This window comes from Granulicella aggregans (genome assembly GCF_025685565.1).
Classification (GTDB): Bacteria; Acidobacteriota; Terriglobia; order Terriglobales; family Acidobacteriaceae; genus Edaphobacter; species Edaphobacter aggregans_B.
Map to the genome: position 1 here is coordinate 183,142 of NZ_JAGSYE010000005.1, position 19,863 is coordinate 203,004.

Here is a 19,863-nt window from a genome sequence, read left to right on the forward strand (position 1 = left end):
ATGGCGATGGAACCGCTGCAGCGGTTGATAGATAGGATCAAACGGCCTCCCAAGGGACTAGAGGGCGCTGCGTTCTGGATGGCAGTGCAGTTCTTTCTGCTGGGGCTCTTCCGGCTGGGCAACAGCGAGTGGAACGGGCTGTTCGCGGTGCTGCAGGTGCTTACGGCGATCACATTCTTTGGCGTGGGGATTCCGCTGGCGCTGCGGTTTATCCGGGCGCGGCTGCTATGGAGTCTGCGCCGGCGGCTGGTGCTGACCTACCTGCTGTTTGGGCTGACGCCGGTGGTGCTCGGCGTGACGCTGGTGGGCGTGTTCGCGTACTTTGCCGCAGGACAGTTCGCGATTCACCTGGTGGATACGCGTCTGCTGGGGGTACACGACCGGCTGGCGGGCCAGAATGGCAACCGTTTTGGGCGGATGCTGCAGGCGGCGGGATTGCAGCCGGGAGGAGTTAAGGGGCAAGACCTGGTGGCGTCGCTGCCGGATGACAATACGGGAAGCTCGCTGGATGAGGTGCGGACGACGCTGCTGCATCGGCAGAGCAGGCTCTTTCTGGATGGAGTGCCGGTGGGGTTCAGTCAGAATTCGGCGGATGCGAGTTCTGTGCGGACGCCGCTGGGGCTGCCGCCCTGGGCGGCGACGCTGCCGGACGGCCGGTTCGCGGGGCTCGTGCTGGATGGGAACGATCTTTATCTGGTAGCGATCAACCAGGAGAAGATGGCGGACAATCGCATTTTGAGCCTGCTGACCAGCGTGGAGGTGGACGAACGCCTGATGGATCTGGTGGCCGAGGGCTTAGGCAGAGCCGAGCTGTTTGAGGAATTGACGAGCTCGAAGAACCGGAAACGACCACCCTCGGTCTCTGGCGGAACGTCGCCTTCGCCGGTGAATATCGCAGATCTTCAGGTCCGATTCTTATCGACCATGGCGGTAACAAACTGGGACACAGGGGAACTGGATAGCATTCCCATGTGGGTGGATTCGCGACCATCTCTGCTGTATCGGCAGTTGTTCGGAGGGTCGCTTTCGGGGGCGATCACAAGCGCCTATCGGATCGCATTAGGAGTGCTGATCGTGGTGTTCGGGCTGCTCGAGATGCTGGCGCTGTACCTTGCGGTGAGGTTGGGGCGGACGATTACGGGGTCGGTGGCGAATTTGTACGAGGCGACGCAGGCGATTGACCGCGGGGACTTTAGCCATCGGATCACGGTGAAGGGTGTCGACCAATTGTCGGAGCTGGGGCGGTCGTTCAATGCGATGACGGGATCGCTGCAGCGGCTGCTGGTAGAGCAGAAGGAGAAGGAAAGGCTGCAGAATGAGTTGTCGATTGCGCAGGAGGTGCAGGCGAATCTGTTTCCTCATGCGGACTGCGATCTGGCGAATCTGCAGTTGCACGGTGTGTGCCGCCCGGCGCGGTCGGTGAGCGGAGACTACTACGACTTCATCCTGTTCCACAGCGAGGCGAACCTGACGGGCAAGCTGCGGACGGAGACGGGCGTGGGCATCGCGCTGGGGGACATCAGCGGGAAGGGGATTTCGGCGGCGCTGCTGATGGCGACGTTGCATTCGGCGGTGCGGGCATACCGGTTCGCGAGCGAAGAGGTGCTGTACGCGAAAGACGCGGTGTCGGGGCTGACGGTGAGCCGCGAGGAGGTGGGCGAGGATGCTGGGGAGCTGTTTCAGTCGCCCGGTAGGATCATGTCGCTGCTGAACCGGCATCTTTATCGGAGCACGCAGCCGGAGAAGTACGCGACGCTGTTCCTGGCTCACTACGACGCGAAGAGTTCCTGGATGACCTATTCGAATGCGGGGCAGTTGCCTCCGCTGGTGTTGAGCCGGGATGGGAGCATCCGAAGGCTGGACAAGGGTGGGACCGTCGTTGGGCTGATGGATGGGATGAGCTACGAGGAGGATGGCTTCCAGATGCAGACCGGGGACATCATGGTGGCTTATTCGGATGGCGTGACGGAGCCGGAGAACGATTTTGGCGACTTCGGCGAGGACCGGCTGATGGAGGTGGTGGCGCGGTACCGGGATGAGCCGCTGCATGTGATCTCGGCGCAGGTGATGCTGGCGCTGGATGCCTGGATTGGGGCAGATGAGCAGCCGGATGACATTACGCTGGTGCTGGCGCGGCAGGTGTAGAGCGTATGTATATTCCGAAGGCAAATCTGGAGACGCGGCTGCCGGTGCTTGTGGCAATGATGCGGGCGCACCCGCTGGCGGCGGTGGTGACGATGGGTGCGGAGGGGCTGGTGGCTTCGCATATTCCGCTGGTCTATGAGGAAGTTGAAGGATCAGAGTTTGGCGTTCTGAAGGGGCATGTTTCGCGGGCCAATTCGCAGTGGAAGGACCTAGCGGAGGGTGTGGATGCGCTGGCGATCTTTGCAGGGCCTCAGCATTATGTTTCGGCAGGGTGGTATCCGGGTAAGGCTGAGGATGGCAAGGTGGTGCCGACTTGGAACTACGTGACGGTACATGCTTATGGGCCGCTGCGGGTGGTGAAGGATGCGGCATGGCTGTTAGAACACCTCACAAGCCTTACGGATACGCATGAGGCATCGTCGGCGGTGCCTTGGAAGGTGACGGACGCTCCGGCGGAGTTTATCGCTTCGCAGATGCGGGGGATTGTGGGGTTTGAGCTGCCGATTCGCAGGCTCGAGGGGAAGTGGAAGGTGAGCCAGAATCGGAGCGAACGCGATAGGGCGGCGGTGGTCGGTGCGCTTGAGGACATTGGGACGGTAGAGAGTCTGAGGATGAAGGCGTTGGTTCGGGGCGAATAGATGTCCTGACGGACGGGCACACTGCGCGTGGGGCGGTCACAACGTGACTTTCATACCGCTTCGCGTTGGTCGCAAGAATCATTTGTTGGCGGTGATGGCTTTCACGACGATGGCGTTGGGTGAGGGGCCCGCGGGCAGGATGGTGAAGAGGTTAGGGCCTAGTTTGCCGAGGGTGCGGATGACGGCTACGTCGCCGGAGTGGGCGTCGGCTGCCAATAAAAGATGCTCGTCGGCGGAGAAGGCGAGGAAGTCGGGTGCGGAGCCGGTCCGGAGGCTGCTGACGAGTTTGCCGTCGTCGATGCTGTAGAGCGAGAGGGAGTCGGCACCGAAGTTCGAGACCCAGAGGGCGGAGTTGTCCGCTGTGACGATGCCGTGGACGGGGTGGTTGCCGATGGGGTAGGTGCCGCCTACCTCGTTGGTGTAGGTGGAGATCTCGGAGATAGAGCCGGAGGCGAAGTTGGAGGAGAAGACCTCACCTCCATCGGGCTTCATGGCTAGGTCGACGGGGGTTTCGCCGACGTCCAAGAACGCGAGGACGGAGTCATTGAGCAACGAGGGGTTTTGTTTGGCGGCCCAGGAGTCGGGTGCGGCGGCCAGGTTGATCGACATGACCTGATGACCGCCGGAGCAGGCGATGAAGGCCTTGGAGGAGTCGGGGAGGATCACGGCGTCGGTGGCTCCGGGACAGTGATCGAAGGAGGCGCGGAAGTGCAGCGGCTGGGGTTGCTGTTTGGCGGGGGCGTTCGGATCAAGGGCCGGGGTGGGGTCGACGGCGAAGATGGAGACGCTGCCGCTGGCGCGGTTGGTGACGACGAGCGAACGCATGTCAGGGGCGATGCGCGCGAGGCCGGGGGCTTCGCCGGTGCCGGCGACGGCGATCTCGCGGCGGAGGTCGAGGTCGACGACGGAGACGGTGTTGGAGCCGGAGTTGGCGACGTAGGCGCGGCGGCCGGCGGCGTCGACGGAGATGAAGTAGGGCTGGCGATGGAGGCCGATGGTGTAGACGACCTTGTTGGTGCGGGCGTCGATGACTGTGATGGAGCCGTTGCCGTTGGCCGGACCGGCGTTGACGACATAAACCTCGTTCTTGACGGGGTTGACGGCCATGCCGGAGGGGTTGGGGCCGACTTGGAGGGTGCGGTCGGGGCGGAGGTAGACGAGGTCGAGGACGGATACGGTGTTGGCACCGCCGTTCGAGACGTAGGCGAACTCGCGGTAGCCGGAGGGGACGTCGGGGAAGTCGGAGCGGCGGCAGGCGGTGAGGCTGAGCAGGGCGGCGGTGAGGGCGAGCTTGGTGAGGGGGTGCACTTCTAGGAGTGTAACGGAGGAGAGATCAGGGCCCTTGAGGAGCGTCGCGGTTGAATCGACGTTCCAGCCTCAACCATGCGCGGGCTGCGTGGACCAGGCCAGCAACTAGGGCGAAGAGAAAATACGCCAAAAATATCCATAAATCTGTACTGATTTCGTGGAGGTTATGGAGGCTCGCTGCCGTTGTCAGAAGCAATAATCCGCCAAGTCTAACTCCTAAAGTGGCCCTACAGTACTGTGTGGCAAAGCGGACTGCCCCTAACTTTCTGATCCTCTGCCAGTCCTCACAGCGAATCTCGACGTCGCCGAGCAACTCGTAGTCTTTCTCGTGAAGGATCGAGATCATGCGGTGGATTTTACAAGCCAATTTTTCTGTGTGGAGGTCAAAGAACGGAGACGGAGGCAAATTATGGAGGAGAGTCGGCCGCATATTCCATTGTTGTACCGCGTGAAGGCGGTGATGTTTCTGGTTGCTGGCTGCACGGCATGTGGGTTGATCTTGACGGATCGCCCCACGCTGAAGTGCGCATTTTTGTTGGCGGTGGCGGTGTGGTGTTCTTGTCGGCTGTACTATTTTGCGTTTTATGTGATCGAGAGGTGGGTCGATCCGGGGTATCGGTTTGCGGGGCTTGGGAGCTTTGTGCGGTATTTGGTTTCCAGGCGGGAGGGGCGGGATTGAGGAAGACATACCCCAGGAGCTGAAGCCCCGATTCCTTGGCTGGATTGATTGCCGAGGCTGAAGCCTCGGCTTACCTAGAGGCAAGAGCAAATGCAACTGCAACGGCAAATGCGGGGATTCTTCGCTTCGCTCAGAATGACGGCAAGTGCAAGAACAAAAGCAGATGCCCCGGTTCGCGAAGGATGACAAGGTTGAAGTTTATGACCAAGTCTGGGGATGACGTGGTTCTTGTGCGCTGGATAAGGCGACGCTACTTGATCGGGTTGCCGGATTCGTTCCACTCGTAGACGACGATGCCGAGGTCGTTGAGGAGCTGCATGGCGGTCTCCATGTTGCGGCGGACCTGGGGGCGTGCCTTGGCGGGGGTGTCGTGGGCCTCTTCGACGGCGACGACGCGACCGTAGGGCCAGGCGGTCTGGGGGACGGCGTTGAGGGCTCCGGGAAGGTCGGAGGTACGAATGTTGAGGTCCTGGCGGCGGGCTCCGACAGGGCGAAGGATGCCGCCTACGCCTAGGTCGCTGGTGTTGGCGTCGGCGACCGTTACGTGGAGGGTGAGCATGTTGCCCTGGACGGTGAGGTAGGGGTTCTCCCACGAGGTGAGGGCGTGGACGGCCATGTAGCGCGACTTCGAGGGCGGGGGGATGAGGTCGAGTTGCTGGCGGATGAGTTCGGTCTGGGCTTGTTTTTCGGAGGCGTTGACGCGGGCGTCGGAGTCGGGGACGACGGCGGAGCGGTTGCAGCCCGCCGCGAGGGCGAGACAGAGCAAGAGCGGCATCGCAGAGAGAGAGGTTGGGAGACGGCGGGTGAGGCGCACAGAGGTAAGCATATCAACTTATCGAGGGACGGATGGGGGTGGGATTTTGTTGAATTAGGTGTAGGGAAAGGAGAACGGTTCGTGCTTTACAGTAATGTCCCACCCACGAGACAAAGACGCGGTGCATGTGGAGTCGGTGGCCGGATAAATGCGGGGATTCTTCGCTTCGCTCAGAACGACGGAGTAATCGTTCTACTGGGTGAGGAGGCCGAAGACGGCTACCGCCTTCTGTGTGCCGATGTAGACGCGACCGTTGGCGACCATGGGGGTGATGAACTTGTTGCCGTTGCCGAAGGAGTCGCGGCTGTTGGCGGCCTGGTTGCTGTTGTAGAGCTCCGTGGCGAGATTGGAGGCGTCGTAGGCGTGGAGTACGCCGGCGGAGTTCTGTGAGCTCTCGACTGCCCAGACGATGCCGTTCCTGGTGCCGTTGGCGGAGATCGCGGGCGTGGTGCCGGGATAGGGGAAGGTGACAGCGGACTTGCTGGATGGCGCGGTGGCTATGAGGGCGTTGGCGACCGGGTAGGCGCGAAGGTTGTCGCCGCGGCCGCCGTAGTAGAGGGTGTTGTTGAAGAAGGCCGGGCCGGACCATGCTCCGCTGGCGACGCCGTTGGGGATCTGCTGGTAGACGTTGGAGTTGTCGGGCGAGGAGAGGTTGATCTTGCCCATGTCGTCGCGGTCGGCGAGATAGATATTGCCGTCTTTTCCAGCTCCGACGACGAGGTGGCGGGTCTTGCCGGTGCTGTCCTGCGTGTCGGGCAGGAGCATGGCTCCGCCAGAGCCGAGGTCCTGGTCGATGGCCGATTCGGCGGTCGTGTTCCAGGGCTCGAAGAAGTCGGTGACGGTGAGCTTCGGGGTGGTGGCGATCTTCAGCATGGCGTTGCCGTAGTCGGATTTGCTGGGAAAGCCGTCGGGGGTGTAGCCGGGGTCAAAGGTGCCGTTGGCGTCGAGGAGGTAGATGTTGGAGGCGTCGGCGGCAAGGCCGAAGCCGCTCATCCAGACGGCGCCGTCGCTGCCGTTGGGGGTGAGGTTGAGGACGCTCGATTGCTGGAGGGTGGTCTCGTTGTAGCCGATGACCCAGCCCGTGTAGGGAGCGATGTCGCAGTGGCTGGTCCAAGTCGTGTAGAGGTTGCCGTTGAGGAGAAGAAGGCCGACTCGTTCGGCGTATTGGCCAGGGTCGAAGGTGAGGGTGCCGTTGGCGCTGCCCGCGCCGGTCCCGGGATATGTGGCGGCGATCTCTGTGGGGCTGCCGGAGAGTTCGGCGCCGGTGGCGAGGTCGAGGGCGTGGAGGCGATGGTGGTAGTTGCCGGCGTTGTCTTTCGACATGCCGACGACGAAGATTGTGCCGTTGGGGCCGAGGTCGCGGTCGATGACGGGCGTGGCGGTGATGCCGATCTCAGGGGTGATCTGGCTGCAACTGTGGATGTCGCTGGTGGTCTCGCCGGAGCTGAGGATGGAGGTCTTCCAGATTTGCGCGCCGGTGGCGGCGTCGAGGGCGTAGACGGAGTCGTGCTCAGTGGCGACGTAGAGGATGTTGGCGGTGGTGGAGCTGGGGAGGGTGAGGTTGCTGACGAGGAGGGGCTGTGCGTCGACTTTGCCGTCGACGGGGAAGAGGCCGACGAGGCCGAAGGAGGAGGAGTTGACGTTTGCCGGGGTGAGGGTGGTCTCCTGCGCGTTGAGGCCGTCGCGGGCGTTGTCGTAGTGGTAGGTGGTGACGTCGATGCCGGTGGTCGTGGGAGGCGGGGTGGTGGCCGGGGCGGCTACGGTAAGCGCGACCATCGCGGTGTGTTTGAGCGTGCCGGAGGTTCCGGTCAGGGTGACGTTTGCTGTGCCGGTGGGAGCCTGCGCGGAGGCTTGAAGGGTTACGGTCTGGTCGCTGCCGGGGGTGAGCGAGATGGAGGCTGGGGAGGCGGTGACACCGGAGGGGAGGCCGTCCATGGCCAGGGCGACGGAGCCGGAGAAGGTGGTGGTGCCGGTGGCGCGGATGACGATTGCGGCTCCGCTGGTGCCGGTGGTGACGGTGAGCGCGGTGGGGGTGACGGTGAGGCTGAAGTCGGGTATGACGTCCTGCGGAGGGCTGGTGGCGTTGGTGCCGGAGCCGCAGCCGATGAGGCACAGGGCAAGGACCAGGACGAGCGTCCCGGGGAAGAACGCTTGAGATGTTGTTTGTTGGGTCGTCATCGGGCCCTTTTGCGTCTTTTCCAGCTTATGGGTTTGATGCAGGTTTGCACGGAATTGTGGGTATGGGGATGGGAGGTGGTTGCAGAAATGGGAAAGGGGAGTGGGTTCGCCGGGGTGGTTTTGGGGCGTGGAGCTCGGGATGATGGATTTTGTCGCAGCAGGATCCCACATCTGGTCGTGAAGCTGCCAGATATGGGGCACCCGGCAAATGCAACGTCAAAGACAAATGCTCGGATCTCTCCACTGCGCATCGCGATGATACTGCGATGCTTCAGTCGAGATGACGTATCCGTAGCGAGAGATGGCTGATAGCGACGGTTTAGTGGCCGTGCCAGCGGGGGTTGCGCTTTTCGAGGAAGGCGGCGGTGCCCTCGGTCTTGTCCTGGGAGTTGCAGAGTTCGCCGAAGATCTCGGCTTCGACGCGCAGAGCGTCGTGGAGGTCGAGGTGGCTGCCGCGGCGGACGGCTTCGAGCGAGCCGGTGATGGAGAGTGGGGCGGCGGAGGCGATCTGAGTCGCGAGGGCGTGGCCCTTGGCGAGAAGGTCGGCGGCGGGGTGGACCTCATCGACTAGGCCGATGCGGAGGGCCTCGGTGGCGTCGATAGTGTCGCCGGTGAGGATGAGGCGGAGGGCGCGGGAGGTGCCTATGAGGCGTGGGAGGCGCTGGGTGCCTCCGTAGCCGGGCATGATGCCCAGCTTGATCTCGGGCTGGCCGAGCTTGGCGGTGTCGGCGGCCAGGCGCATGGTGCAGGCGAGGGCGAGTTCGCAGCCGCCTCCCAGGGCGAAGCCGTTGATAAGGGCGATGACGGGCTTGCCGCAGGTTTCGATGAGGGAGAAGACGTTCTGGCCGCGGAGAGCGAGTTGCTCGCCGGTGGGGGAGTTGGGGGCTTTGCCGGCTTTGGCGAGCTCGTTGATGTCGGCACCGGCGGCGAAGGCACGATCGCCGGAGCCGGTGATGAGCACGGCGCGGATGGAGGAGTTTTCGGAGATCTGGGCGAAGAGTTCTTCGAGTTCGTTGAGGACCTTGGCGTTGAGGGCGTTGAGGACCTTGGGGCGGTTCAGGGTGACGGTGGCGACGTGATGCTGGCAGTCGTAGAGCAGGGTTTCAAAGTGCATGGTGGTCTCCCATGGAGACGGTAGACCGGGACGGGGGAGAGCGCAAGGGCAGGGTGAAAGGGGTAGGGAACAGGGAGCAGTGAGCAGGACGGCTTGACCGGTGTCTTGCCTCAATGGACGGTTCTGCAGTCGCGGCTGAGCGATTCTTGGCAGAAAGGTGCAAGCGGCTGTGCCGACGTAAGCGGCATCGGGGTCCTTCGACTCCGGTTGGCGCAAAAAGCGCGCCAACCTTCGCTCAGGATGACGGAGTACGTTTAACGAACAACGTAGAGCGTAGAACGAACAACGGACTGGATACAATGAAGGGATGATCAAGGGAATTACGTTGGTGCAGGCAGTTGGATCCGAGGAAGCGTTCGGCAAGCTGGGTGGCTTGTTTGCGGCGTTGGGATTCGAGCCGGGTAAGGGTTGGGAAGACAAGGATGGCAAGGGCGCGGCGTTTCTTGCGCCGGTGGGGAACATCGAGCTGGTGGCCGGCAGGATGCCCGGCGTGCCGAAGCTGCTGGTCGAGGTGACACAGCTCGATGCTGTTCGGGCGGCGATTCACTCTTGGATGATCGCGAACTTTCGCAGCGAGGATGTCGCGGCGAAGCTGAGTGAAGCTGCGGCCACGCACTGGAACTCGCGGCTGGTGAGGGTCGATCTGGGCGATGGGCTGGAGGTTGGGTTCTGGGAGTCAGAGAATCCGCTGCATGGCAAGCCGGTGGCGATTGAAGGCGATCTTTCCGCGGCAGGGATGCGATTTGCGATCGTGACGGCGCGATGGAATGCGGTGATCACGGACCGGCTGCTGCAGGGCTCTCTTGATGGGCTGACGCGGAGCGGCGCGAAGATGGCGGACATTGAGATTGTTCGGGTGCCGGGTGCGTGGGAGGTTCCCTCCGCAGCTCGGACCTTGGCTGAGTCGAAGCGGTTTGACGCGGTGATTACGCTGGGATGTTTGCTGCGCGGAGAGACGGCTCACTACGAGGCGATCTATACCGAAGTCGCACGCGGGATTGGGCAGTCGCAGCAGGAGACCGGCGTGCCGCATGCGTTCGGCGTACTGACTTGCGAGACGCTGGAGCAGGCTCTCGATCGCGCGGGCGTGAAGGCCGGGAATAAGGGATTTGAGTCGGCGATTGCAGCGATCGAGATGGTTTCGATCCAGCGGAAGATTGCGGTGAAGGCATAGTGGGCACGCGGCGTAAGTCTCGCGAGCTGACGATGCAGATGCTGTTCCAAGGGGATCTTGGGAAGCAGACGCCGGAGGAGGTACGGAAGCTGTTTTGGCCTTCGCGCGACGATGTGGATGAAGAGACACGAGGGTTCGCCGAGGACCTGCACCGTGTTGCGACCTCAAGGCAGGCGGAGATCGACAAGATCATCGAGGACCACTCGCAGAACTGGCGGATTGAGCGGATGCCGGTGGTCGATCGCAATCTGCTGAGGACGGCGATTGCGGAGATGCTGGCTTATCCGAACACGCCGGGGCCGATCATCATTAACGAGTCGCTGGAGGTGGCGAAGCGGTATGCCGCGCCGGAGTCGATTCACTTCTTGAATGGCGTTTTGGATGCGATTGCGCGGGACCTGTTGAAGCAGAGGCTTTCGTAGAAGCAGGGTGTAAGGGACAGGGTTTAGGGAGTAGAACGGCAATAGCAAAGCCCCTCTTGCGAGGGGCTTTTTCCGTTTCTGCTTTATTGTGGCTCGGGCCTTGGTTCTCACTGCACGCTAAACCCTGTACCCTACACCGTGTCTTTAGGTCGTCTTGCGGGGCCTCTGGACCAGCAGGTTGGGGATGGCGAAGGTGCCGGTTGCGCCGGTGGCGCTGGGCAGGTTCGGGGCGATGGTCTTGGTGTCGGTGAAGGTGCCGGTATTGATCAGGTGGACGAGAGCGTCGCCCGAGGTGCCGACGTAGAGAGTGGTATTGTCGGCGCTGATGATTCCGGCAACTGGAGCGATGGCCGGAGCGGTGAGCGGGATGGTGTTGTAGGTTCCGGGGATGCCGACGCCTGAGGTGTTGCCGCCTGACCCGAAGGTGGGCGGGACGTAGTAGGGAAGAACTCCGCCGGTGCCGGTGTAGGTGACGAAGGCTACCTTCGAGTCCGAGGTGGGAAGGACGCCGGTGATGGCGGTCGGTACGATGCCGGTGAGCGCGATGGGAGCTACGACGCTCGAGAAGGTAAGGCCGGCGCCGTTGGTGGGGCAGGTGATCCCGCCTGAGGCGGTGAGCGATCCTGGGCCGTTGGTGGTGGCGGCGACGGGAGCGAGGTTGACCTGGATGTCGTTGAGGGTCGCGGCGGAGGCGTTTGCGCCGAGGATATGGAAGCCGTCGTTGGTGGCCGCCAGACGATCGGTGAGAGCAGCGACCGAGTCGGCAGTGGGGTAGAAGATGTTGCTGACGGTGGGCGGCGCGGTGGAGGTGTCGGAGGTCGTGGCCGAGCAGTATCCGCGGGCGGTGGTGACGGGGCCTGAGAAGTAAGCGCCGACGGCGGGAACGGTGACCGTGACGTCGTTGACCGCGGTGCCGCCCGAGGTTGCGGGCGAGAGCTGCTTCCATCCGCTGAAGGAGGAGTGGACAAGGATCTGGTTTCCTGCCGCGATGTAGACGGTCTGCGAGTCCGGGCTCCATGCGGCGTGGGTTCCTACTCCGCCGTAGGTGGTGGAGACGGTGCCGCTGGAGTTATAGAGATAGATCTGCTGGCGGACCGGGTCGCTGATGACGACGGTGCTGTTGTCCGGGGAGACGGAGAGGACGACGCCGTGGACGGTGGTGTCCTGCTTGGTGATGGCGAGCGAGGTGGCGTTGACGACCATCAACTCGGTGTCGCTGCCCAGATAGATGCTGGTGAGGTCGTTGCTGAGGGCGATGGAGTTGGGAACGAAGGGCAGGCGGACGGGAGCGCCGAGCTGGGTCTGGGTGAAGTCCACAGGGACGATGTACTGCGAGTCAGTGCTGGCGATGTAGAGGACGGTGCTGTTGGTTCCCGGGGTCGTGATGTTGACGGGCTTCGAGGTGACGGACTTGCCGTTGCCGAAGACGCCGAGTTCGCTCTGCGGGGCGGTGTTGCAGGTGGGGGGCTGGCAGATGGCGGTGATGGCGGCCTGGCCAGGGAAGACCGGGGTGACGGTTCCGTTCGACGAGGCAGGGATGGTGATGGGCGTGGTCGAGACGTACTCGAGGGCGAGGCCGGTCATCGGCTTGCCGAGGGTATCGGTGACAGTGGCCGAGATGGGCTGGGTGTTGTTCTGGTTGACGACGATGTTGGTGGTTCCCGTGGTGCTGCCGGGGTAGCTGAGGGCGATGTCGGCGGGCGGGCAGGTGGAGAAGAAGCCGGCCGAGCTTCCGGTCAGGGCGACGGTCGCGGTCACGATGGTAGCGCCGGGCTGCTCTGCCGTGGCGAGACCGTTCTGGTCGATGGTGACAATGCCGGCAGACTGGGCGGCGTAGGTGACGTGGCCGACCTGGCAGCTGACGTTGGTCCGGTTTGTGCCGGTCCCGGCGTAGACGCGGGCGGCAAGCTGCGCATTGTAGGTCTGCGAGACACAGCTCTTCTGGTCGTAGTTTGCGGGCGCGGGATTGGGAACGACGACGGTGGCGATATTGCAGCACCCGTTCGAGTAGGCGACCGGGCAGGCGATCGCGGAGGTGGAAGAGCTGTCTGCGTTTGTGGCGGCGGGGCTGCAGTTGGTGGCGGGGTCGTTGAGGCAGTCGGTGGAGGGGGCTCCGAGCACCACACTCGTCACGACAGGGTGGACGTAGACGGGCAGCGGGTTGCTGGTGACTCCGTTCGCGGTTGCGGTGACGTAGGCGATGCCTGTCATGCCCGTTGAGGTGCAGGTGGTGTAGTCGGGAATGCCGCCGCCGCTGTTGCGGTTCCATGTGCCGCCGCAGAGCTTGCCGGTGGTGGGCTGGATGTCGAGCAGGGTGCGCGTGGTGTCGCTCGAGGCGTAGGTGTAGCTGGCGGAGGAGACGGCAGTGCCTTTGCAGTCGATGCCTGAGGGCGACGACGTCTGCGAGATCTCAGCCTGATTGATCGAGATGCCGTAGATCTTCGGCTGGAGAGTGATCGAGACTACCTGCCCGACGGAGACGCCGGAGTCGCCAGAGCAATACGTGATGGCCGTTTTTTTGCCGCAGCCATTGATGGAGATGCCAAAAGGGATGGCGAAAAAGAGTAGAGCGAATACCGAGACAAACCGACGCATTGAACCTCCCCGTCCAACCGGAACCCTAGCTGAACGGTGCTACCGCAGACGCTGAATTACCGAGACTTCAGTGTAATGGAAAACGGCGTACAGGGGATAGACGGGTGGAGCAGGTAGAAGGGTATAGGGGGTAGGGTTGGGGTGTAGGCGAGTACATGCAATGGCTAAGACCAATGAGGGGGCTTTCCACTCCGCTTCGCTCCGGTCGAGATGACGGATCGATATAGGGCGTAGTGGTTGGGAGGAATTGCTTCGCTCCGTTGTTTTCCCTACACCCTAAACCCTATCCCCTACACCCTTGCCTTCAGGGCATTTCGGTGGCGAACCAGTTCAACATGCGCTCATCCCGGTCCTGGATGTGGGCGGGATCGCGGAAACCGTGGCCCTCGTTGGGGTAGACGACGAGCTGGGTCTTGACGCCTTCGGCGCGGAGGGCGTGCCAGAACTCGAAGCTCTGCGGGGCGGGGCATTCGCCGTCGCGATCGCCGACGAGGACGAGGGTGGGGGTCTTGACGTTTTTGATGTACTCGATGGCGGAGGATTTAGCGTAGACGGCGGGGTCGTCGTAGACGGTCTTGCCGAAGAAGGGGACCATCCACTGGTCGATGGAGTTTTCCCCGTAGTAGCTCTTCCAGTCGGAGATTCCTGCCCCGGCGACGGCGGCGTGGAAGCGGTTGGTCTGGGTGACGGCAAACATGGTCATGAAGCCGCCGTAGCTCCAGCCGGTGATGCCTTCGCGATTTTTGTCGATGGGGAGGGTGGCTTCGAGGGTATCCATGCCCTTGAGGATGTCGCGGAGGTCACCGTAGCCGAAGTCCTTGACGTTGGCCTGGGTGAAGCGCTCGCCCTGGCCGTAGCTGCCGCGGGGGTTAGGCGAGAAGACGAAGTAGCCCATGGCAGAGAAGAGCGCTCCGCCGCCTGCCCAGGAGTTGGCCGTGGCGGCGGATGGGCCGCCATGCACGCTGACGATGAGGGGATACTTCTTCGCGGGATCGTAATCGGCGGGGTAGAGGAGCCAGCCCTGAACATGGAAGCCTTCGTTGTCCCACTCGACGGATTCGGATTTACCCCAGACCGGTTTGACGTTGTCGTTGAGGTGGGTGATCTGTTTGACGGAGCCGAAGGGGCCTGCGTAGACCTCGGGCGGGGTGCTGAAGGAGCTGCGGATGTAAGCGATGGATTGGCTGTCAGCGGAGAGGGAGACGCGCATGGAGAGGCCGCCGGCGCGGAGCGTCTCGGGTACGCTGAGGTCGTATTGCGGGATGTCTTTTTGGGAGCTGATGTCGTAGGCGAAGAGGTGGGTGTTGCCGCGGGCGGACTCGGATACGCCGAGCGTGTCGGAGTTGACCCAGGAGAACCAGGCGGGGGTGGCTTCGCGGTTGGGGGTGATGTCTTTGGGCTCGCCGCCGGTGGAGGGGATTGTGTAGATGTCTCCGCCGGTGGAACCTTGATCGGACATGATGCCGCCGATGAAAGCGATCTGCGAGCCGTCAGGGGAAAAGCGTGGGACGGCGATCTGGAGGCCGTGGAGCGGGCCGGAGACGGTGGTGGGGTCGAGAACTACTGGCGGCGGAGACCACATCCTGCTGTCAAGGGCGCGCGAACTGTCAAAAATCCTCCCCTTATCGTCTCGATCCGCCGGGATCGTGTAAAGCTTTGCTACCCACCAATTATTTTCCCCTGGTGGGTTAGCGCCGATGAATGCAAGCTGCTTCGAGTTAGGAGACCAGTCGAATTCATACACATGGAGACTGCTGGGAGTAAGGAATTCGCCTCCGCCGTCGCTGACATTGATACCGTAGATCCGCTGGATTTCGATGCCGTCTTCGCCGATGACGCCGGACCAGGGCTTCATGGCGGCGAGGGCTCCGGCGGAGCGGGTGGCGTTTTCGACAAAGAGGAAGGCAAGGGACTTGCCGTCCGGCGAGAAGGCGAGCGACTGTATGTTGCCGGTGAGGTGGGTGAGCTGCTTGAACTTGCCGGTGGATTTAGTCCAGAGGAAGATCTGTTCTTGTCCGGCCTTCTCGGATTTAGGAGTGCAGGTGGAGGTGAAGGCGAAAGTGGTGCCGTCGGGTGACCAGACGGGGGCTTCGCTGGCGCAGTCTTCACGGCCCTCGACTTTGAGGACGGTGTCCTTTGCGGGGTCGGCGACCGGGACCAGATGAATCTGCGTACCTTCGGAGCGGCGGAGGGTCCAGGCTACGGTTGCGCCGTCGGGGGAGAGGGCGACGTAGGTCGGGGACTTTGAGGCGTGCATGGCCTCGGTCACCTTTTCGAGGCGGGGATCGTGCTTGGCGAGCGGAACCATCGGGGCGGGAGTGCCGCTCTGGGAGAGGGCGGTGGTGGCGACGGCGAGGAGGGCTAGGGCGGCCAGGCAAGGGAGACGTGCGGACATGAGGAAAAGGCTAGCATGGGCATCTGGGGCGCGGGGGGGGGGCACCCATGCGATGAAACTGAATGGATGGGGCAGCCGGCATGGGGTTTGGTGGCGGTCCCACTCATCGCGTGAAACAGAGGCGCGATGAATGGGGCACGGATGTGAGTGACGCGCTTTATCCTCATGGAAAAGCGAAATGCTGGGGCTATCGACTGCGTCCGCAAAGGCGCGGACTTCGGTCGAGACGATGATCGCTCCCAGGGAATGACGAGTCGGGGGCGACGGCGCTTTCAATCACTGACTGGCTAATTTTCAATGGCCGACCCGCGAATTTTTAGTCAGATGAGTGAAAATGCGGAGATCTGGCTCAGGTGGGAGACAATTTCCACCAAATTTATTGACTCTGCGGGTACGGCTTGATATTGTTAGAAGGTTCCGCGAGTATCCGGAGCGCGCCGTCGGGTGTTCCCGCAGCGTGGTGGGCTGAAAGTTGGCCTGAAAGTGAATCTTGATCTGGACGGCGAATAGCCTTCGATCAGCACTTCCTTTACACTGGATACAAGAGATTCACCCCGGCAAGGTGTGCGTAAGCACGCCAAATGTTCGGGGCCTATCGCAATCGTGCCTGCGACCACCCTCCACCTTGGATGGGCTATGCGGGCCGGGACAGCGAAACGGAGTCGGCTCTTCCGGCAGTCGGGCTTGAGAAAGCCTTCAAATGGAAGACGCTCGACCACCGTCGACTGTTTTCGTCTGGTTTGTTGTACCGATGTACAGGCGTGAAGCAGGGAAGATCTTCGTAAGAGACGCATCAGCGTTCTCATTTTTTCGCGTGTGCGCGCAAATGCGCCGCCGAAGAGCGAAGCCCTCACCCTTCTGCACGTTTGAAAACAAGTTTTGTTTCACGGTTTTTTCGAAGGAGCTTCAGTGCCTACGTTCCATCAGCTCGTCAAGCAAGGCCGCACGCCGACACGTTATAAGACCGCCAGCCCCGCGCTTCAGGGTTCGCCCCAGCGCCGTGGCGTCTGCACCCGCGTTTACACGCAGACCCCGAAGAAGCCGAACTCGGCTCTCCGCAAGGTTGCGCGTGTCCGCCTCACCAACGGAATTGAAGTTACGACCTACATCCCGGGCATCGGCCACAACCTGCAGGAGCACTCGATTGTGCTGATCCGCGGTGGCCGTGTGAAGGACCTGCCGGGGGTTCGCTACCACGTTGTGCGTGGAACGCTGGACTCGGTTGGCGTGGCGAACCGGAAGCAGAGCCGCTCAAAGTACGGCGCGAAGCGTCCGAAGGCTGCTGCGGGTAAGTAGTTCTAGGTTTTCAGTGAAGTAACAACAGGTTCAGGTCTTGAGAAGTCAACGGCCCTGAAGGAAGACGAGAAGAGAGAGCAATGCCAAGAAAAGGCTACATCGCTAAGCGTGAAGTTTCACCGGACCCGGTTTATAACTCGACCCTGGTGACGAAGTTTGTGAACAGCATGATGTGGGGCGGCAAGAAGTCGACCGCGCAGGGCATCTTCTACACCGCCATGACGAACCTCGAGCAGAAGGGTGGCGACGAGGCCCTGAAGCTGTTCAAGAAGGCGATTGAGAACTGCAAGCCTCTTCTGGAAGTGAAGAGCCGCCGCGTTGGTGGAGCGAACTACCAGGTGCCGATCGAAGTTCTGCCGGAGCGCCGTACTTCGCTCGCGATCCGCTGGCTGGTGACGTATGGCCGCGCTCGCGGCGAAAAGGGCATGGTCGATAAGTTGACCGCTGAGCTGCTCGATGCCGCGAATGGCCGTGGTGCCGCTATGAAGAAGAAGGAAGACGTTCATCGTATGGCTGAAGCGAATAAGGCGTTTGCGCATTATCGCTGGTAAGTGCGGGGATAAGGGAGCAGGGAATAGAAAGACATTCCCTGCTCCCGCAAGTTTGGGATCAATGTAAGTAACCGCGGACGGAAGTCCGCAGAGTGAGAGATAAGACTGTGGCACGCACTATACCTCTGAATCGTTGCCGGAATATCGGAATCATGGCGCACATCGACGCCGGCAAGACGACGACGACCGAGCGCATTCTCTTCTATACGGGCATCACGCACCGTATTGGAGAAGTGCACGAAGGAACTGCGACCATGGACTGGATGGAGCAGGAGCAGGAGCGCGGCATCACGATTACGTCGGCTGCGACGACTTGCACCTGGAAAAACATCCGCATCAACATCATCGATACACCGGGCCACGTGGACTTTACCGCTGAGGTAGAGCGCTCGCTTCGCGTGCTCGACGGCGCGGTGGCCTGCTTTGACGCAGTTGCCGGCGTGCAGCCTCAGTCGGAGACGGTGTGGCGTCAGGCCGACAAGTACAAGGTTCCCCGGGTCTGCTTCATCAACAAGATGGACAAGGCCGGAGCGGACGCTGTCTATGCGACCTCGACGATCGTCGATCGCCTGGGCGCGCGTGCGATTCCGATCAACATTCAGATTGGCGCAGAGGCGAAGTTCCTTGGTGTGATCGACCTGGTCACCATGAAGGCGATCCTGTGGCATGACGAGACGATGGGCGCTGAGTACTCGGTGGAAGAGATTCCGGCGAACCTGCTCGAAACGGCCCAGAAGGCACGTACCGTGCTGATCGAGGCGGTCGCGGACTCTGACGACGTCATCATGAACAAGTACCTCGAAGGCGAAGAGCCGACGGTCGAAGAGCTGAAGGCGGGTATCCGCAAGGCGACGATCGCGATGAATATCTTCCCGGTGCTGTGCGGTTCTTCGTTCAAGAATAAAGGTGTGCAGACGCTACTCGACGCAGTGGTCGACTACCTTCCAAGCCCGCTCGATATTCCTCCGATGATTGGTTCGAGCATCGACAACCCGGAAGAGAAGATCATTCGCAAGGCTGATGACAACGAGCCGTTCTCGGCGCTCGGCTTCAAGATCATGACCGACCCCTTCGTCGGTCAGCTGATCTTTATCCGTGTCTACTCGGGTGTATTGAAGACCGGCGACTCGGTGCTCAATCCGCGTACCGGCAAGACGGAGCGCATTGGCCGTCTGTTGAAGATGCACGCGAATAAGCGTGAAGAGATCACCGAGATCCTTGCTGGCGATATCTGCGCGGCGGTTGGTTTGAAGAACCTGATCACCGGCGACACGATCTGCACTGACAAGGCGCCTGTAGTGCTTGAGTCGATCGACTTCCCGAAGCCGGTTATCGAGGTTGCTGTAGAGCCGAAGACCAAGGCTGACCAGGAGAAGATGGGCATGGCCCTCGCCAAGCTGGCGCAGGAAGATCCTACCTTCAACGTGCGTACTGACGTGGACTCGGGCCAGACGATCATCGCCGGTATGGGTGAGCTTCACCTTGAGATCATCGTCGACCGCATGATGCGCGAGTACAAGGTTGAGGCGAACGTCGGTAAGCCTCAGGTGAACTACCGCGAGACGATCCGCTCGAACGCCGAGGCGGAAGGCAAGTACATCCGGCAGACGGGTGGTTCGGGTAACTACGGACATTGCAAGATCCGCATCTCGCCGAACGAACCGGGCAAGGGATACGAGTTCACGAACGACACCAAGGGTGGCGCGATTCCGAAGGAGTACATCAAGCCGATCGACCAGGGCATTCAGGATGCGATGCAGCGCGGCATTCTGGCTGGCTACGAGATGGTGGACATCAAGGTTTCGGTGTACGACGGCAGCTACCACGATGTCGACTCGAACGAAATGGCATTCAAGATCGCCGGATCGATGGCGTTCAAGGAAGCCGCGAAGAAGGCGAAGCCGGTTCTGCTGGAGCCGATTATGGCTGTCGAAGTGACCGTTCCCGAGGATTACATGGGAACGATCATCGGAGACCTGAACTCTCGCCGTGGCCGCATTGAGGGCATGGAGATGGTGGGCAATACGCAGGCGATTCGTGCCAGCGTGCCGCTGTCGACGATGTTCGGCTATGCGACGCACATGCGTGGAGCGACCCAGGGCCGCGCGAACTACTCGATGCAGTTCAAGCAGTATGAGGAAGCGCCTCGGTCGGTCTCGGAAGAGATTATCGCCAAGGTTCAGGGCAAGGATTCGGACGACAAGTAGGCCGCTCTGGTTGAGCGAAACGAGATAGCAGTAATAACGAATTAGAAGTAGCGATATACGGAGAGAATCATGGGTAAGGAAAAGTTTGACCGGTCTAAGCCTCACGTAAACATTGGAACGGTGGGTCACATCGACCACGGCAAGACGACGCTGACGGCGGCGATCACGAAGGTGTTGTCCAAGCACAACCCGCACAACATCTTCCGCTCGTTCGACACGATCGACAACGCTCCGGAAGAGCGCGAGCGCGGTATCACGATCTCGACCTCGCACGTCGAGTACGAGACCCCGAACCGCCACTACGCGCACGTTGACTGCCCAGGCCACGCCGACTACATCAAGAACAT

14 protein-coding genes are annotated in these 19,863 nt (G+C 61.6%); 8 read left to right on the forward strand and 6 right to left on the reverse strand.

Features of this window, described 5'->3' with window-relative positions:
• The first annotated feature begins 78 nt into the window (after positions 1-78).
• Positions 79-2,145: a PP2C family protein-serine/threonine phosphatase gene (locus tag OHL18_RS21355; protein ID WP_263376910.1), complete on the forward strand. Its 2,067-nt coding sequence runs from the start codon at positions 79-81 to the stop codon at positions 2,143-2,145.
• A 5-nt stretch (positions 2,146-2,150) separates the two neighbouring features.
• Complete coding sequence (locus OHL18_RS21360; protein ID WP_263376911.1) at positions 2,151-2,783, forward strand: FMN-binding negative transcriptional regulator; 633 nt, start codon at positions 2,151-2,153, stop codon at positions 2,781-2,783.
• 78 nt (positions 2,784-2,861) lie between these two features.
• On the opposite strand, the gene OHL18_RS21365 is transcribed toward OHL18_RS21360, so the two are convergent.
• The 4 genes from OHL18_RS21365 to OHL18_RS21380 all read right to left on the reverse strand — a co-directional run bounded on the left by OHL18_RS21365 (position 2,862) and on the right by OHL18_RS21380 (position 8,876).
• Positions 2,862-4,091: a YncE family protein gene (locus OHL18_RS21365; RefSeq protein ID WP_263376912.1), complete on the reverse strand. Its 1,230-nt coding sequence runs from the start codon at positions 4,089-4,091 to the stop codon at positions 2,862-2,864.
• Positions 4,092-5,020: 929 nt separating this feature from the next.
• Complete coding sequence (locus tag OHL18_RS21370) at positions 5,021-5,596, reverse strand: hypothetical protein (RefSeq protein ID WP_263376913.1); 576 nt, start codon at positions 5,594-5,596, stop codon at positions 5,021-5,023.
• A gap of 180 nt (positions 5,597-5,776) precedes the next feature.
• Positions 5,777-7,762 (reverse strand): outer membrane protein assembly factor BamB family protein, encoded by a 1,986-nt coding sequence (locus OHL18_RS21375; protein ID WP_263376914.1) that lies wholly within the window; start codon positions 7,760-7,762, stop codon positions 5,777-5,779.
• A 319-nt stretch (positions 7,763-8,081) separates the two neighbouring features.
• Complete coding sequence (locus OHL18_RS21380) at positions 8,082-8,876, reverse strand: enoyl-CoA hydratase/isomerase family protein (protein WP_263376915.1); 795 nt, start codon at positions 8,874-8,876, stop codon at positions 8,082-8,084.
• A gap of 307 nt (positions 8,877-9,183) precedes the next feature.
• Here OHL18_RS21380 and ribH point away from each other — a divergent pair, with 307 nt between their 5' ends.
• Together ribH and nusB are read left to right on the forward strand one after the other, a co-directional pair.
• Positions 9,184-10,050, forward strand: a complete 867-nt coding sequence (ribH, locus tag OHL18_RS21385; protein WP_263376916.1) for a 6,7-dimethyl-8-ribityllumazine synthase — start codon at positions 9,184-9,186, stop codon at positions 10,048-10,050.
• The gene (gene nusB / locus OHL18_RS21390; protein ID WP_263376917.1) at positions 10,050-10,472 is read left to right on the forward strand and encodes a transcription antitermination factor NusB; all 423 of its coding nucleotides are present in this window, start codon (positions 10,050-10,052) and stop codon (positions 10,470-10,472) included. The genes ribH and nusB overlap by 1 nt, the downstream gene beginning before the upstream one ends.
• 144 nt (positions 10,473-10,616) lie before the next feature.
• Here nusB and OHL18_RS21395 read toward each other — a convergent pair whose 3' ends face one another.
• Both OHL18_RS21395 and OHL18_RS21400 read right to left on the reverse strand, forming a co-directional pair.
• Positions 10,617-13,067 carry a hypothetical protein gene (locus OHL18_RS21395; RefSeq protein ID WP_263376918.1) on the reverse strand — a complete coding sequence of 817 codons (2,451 nt, stop codon included), beginning with the start codon at positions 13,065-13,067 and terminating at the stop codon, positions 10,617-10,619.
• A 304-nt stretch (positions 13,068-13,371) separates the two neighbouring features.
• Positions 13,372-15,462 carry a S9 family peptidase gene (locus OHL18_RS21400; RefSeq protein ID WP_263376919.1) on the reverse strand — a complete coding sequence of 697 codons (2,091 nt, stop codon included), beginning with the start codon at positions 15,460-15,462 and terminating at the stop codon, positions 13,372-13,374.
• Positions 15,463-16,371: 909 nt separating this feature from the next.
• Here OHL18_RS21400 and rpsL point away from each other — a divergent pair.
• The 4 genes from rpsL to OHL18_RS21420 all read left to right on the forward strand — a co-directional run.
• Positions 16,372-16,758: a 30S ribosomal protein S12 gene (gene rpsL, locus OHL18_RS21405; RefSeq protein WP_174336420.1), complete on the forward strand. Its 387-nt coding sequence runs from the start codon at positions 16,372-16,374 to the stop codon at positions 16,756-16,758.
• Between the two features lie 80 nt (positions 16,759-16,838).
• Positions 16,839-17,309, forward strand: a complete 471-nt coding sequence (rpsG, locus tag OHL18_RS21410) for a 30S ribosomal protein S7 (protein ID WP_089842869.1) — start codon at positions 16,839-16,841, stop codon at positions 17,307-17,309.
• A gap of 107 nt (positions 17,310-17,416) precedes the next feature.
• Positions 17,417-19,516, forward strand: a complete 2,100-nt coding sequence (gene fusA / locus OHL18_RS21415; protein ID WP_263376920.1) for an elongation factor G — start codon at positions 17,417-17,419, stop codon at positions 19,514-19,516.
• 69 nt (positions 19,517-19,585) lie between these two features.
• The coding region (locus OHL18_RS21420) for a GTP-binding protein (RefSeq protein WP_263376921.1) at positions 19,586-19,863 on the forward strand (278 nt) is incomplete at its 3' end.

What these genes read in the sequence shown, in the direction of transcription:
- OHL18_RS21360 (WP_263376911.1), top strand. Translation starts at nt 2,151, where the DNA reads ATGTATATTCCGAAGGCAAATCTGGAGACGCGGCTGCCGGTGCTTGTG.
- OHL18_RS21395 (WP_263376918.1), bottom strand. Translation starts at nt 13,067, where the DNA reads ATGCGTCGGTTTGTCTCGGTATTCGCTCTACTCTTTTTCGCCATCCCT.
- OHL18_RS21380 (WP_263376915.1), bottom strand. Translation starts at nt 8,876, where the DNA reads ATGCACTTTGAAACCCTGCTCTACGACTGCCAGCATCACGTCGCCACC.
- rpsG (WP_089842869.1), top strand. Translation starts at nt 16,839, where the DNA reads ATGCCAAGAAAAGGCTACATCGCTAAGCGTGAAGTTTCACCGGACCCG.
- OHL18_RS21375 (WP_263376914.1), bottom strand. Translation starts at nt 7,762, where the DNA reads ATGACGACCCAACAAACAACATCTCAAGCGTTCTTCCCCGGGACGCTC.
- ribH (WP_263376916.1), top strand. Translation starts at nt 9,184, where the DNA reads ATGATCAAGGGAATTACGTTGGTGCAGGCAGTTGGATCCGAGGAAGCG.
- OHL18_RS21400 (WP_263376919.1), bottom strand. Translation starts at nt 15,462, where the DNA reads ATGTCCGCACGTCTCCCTTGCCTGGCCGCCCTAGCCCTCCTCGCCGTC.
- OHL18_RS21370 (WP_263376913.1), bottom strand. Translation starts at nt 5,596, where the DNA reads ATGCTTACCTCTGTGCGCCTCACCCGCCGTCTCCCAACCTCTCTCTCT.
- OHL18_RS21355 (WP_263376910.1), top strand. Translation starts at nt 79, where the DNA reads ATGGCAGTGCAGTTCTTTCTGCTGGGGCTCTTCCGGCTGGGCAACAGC.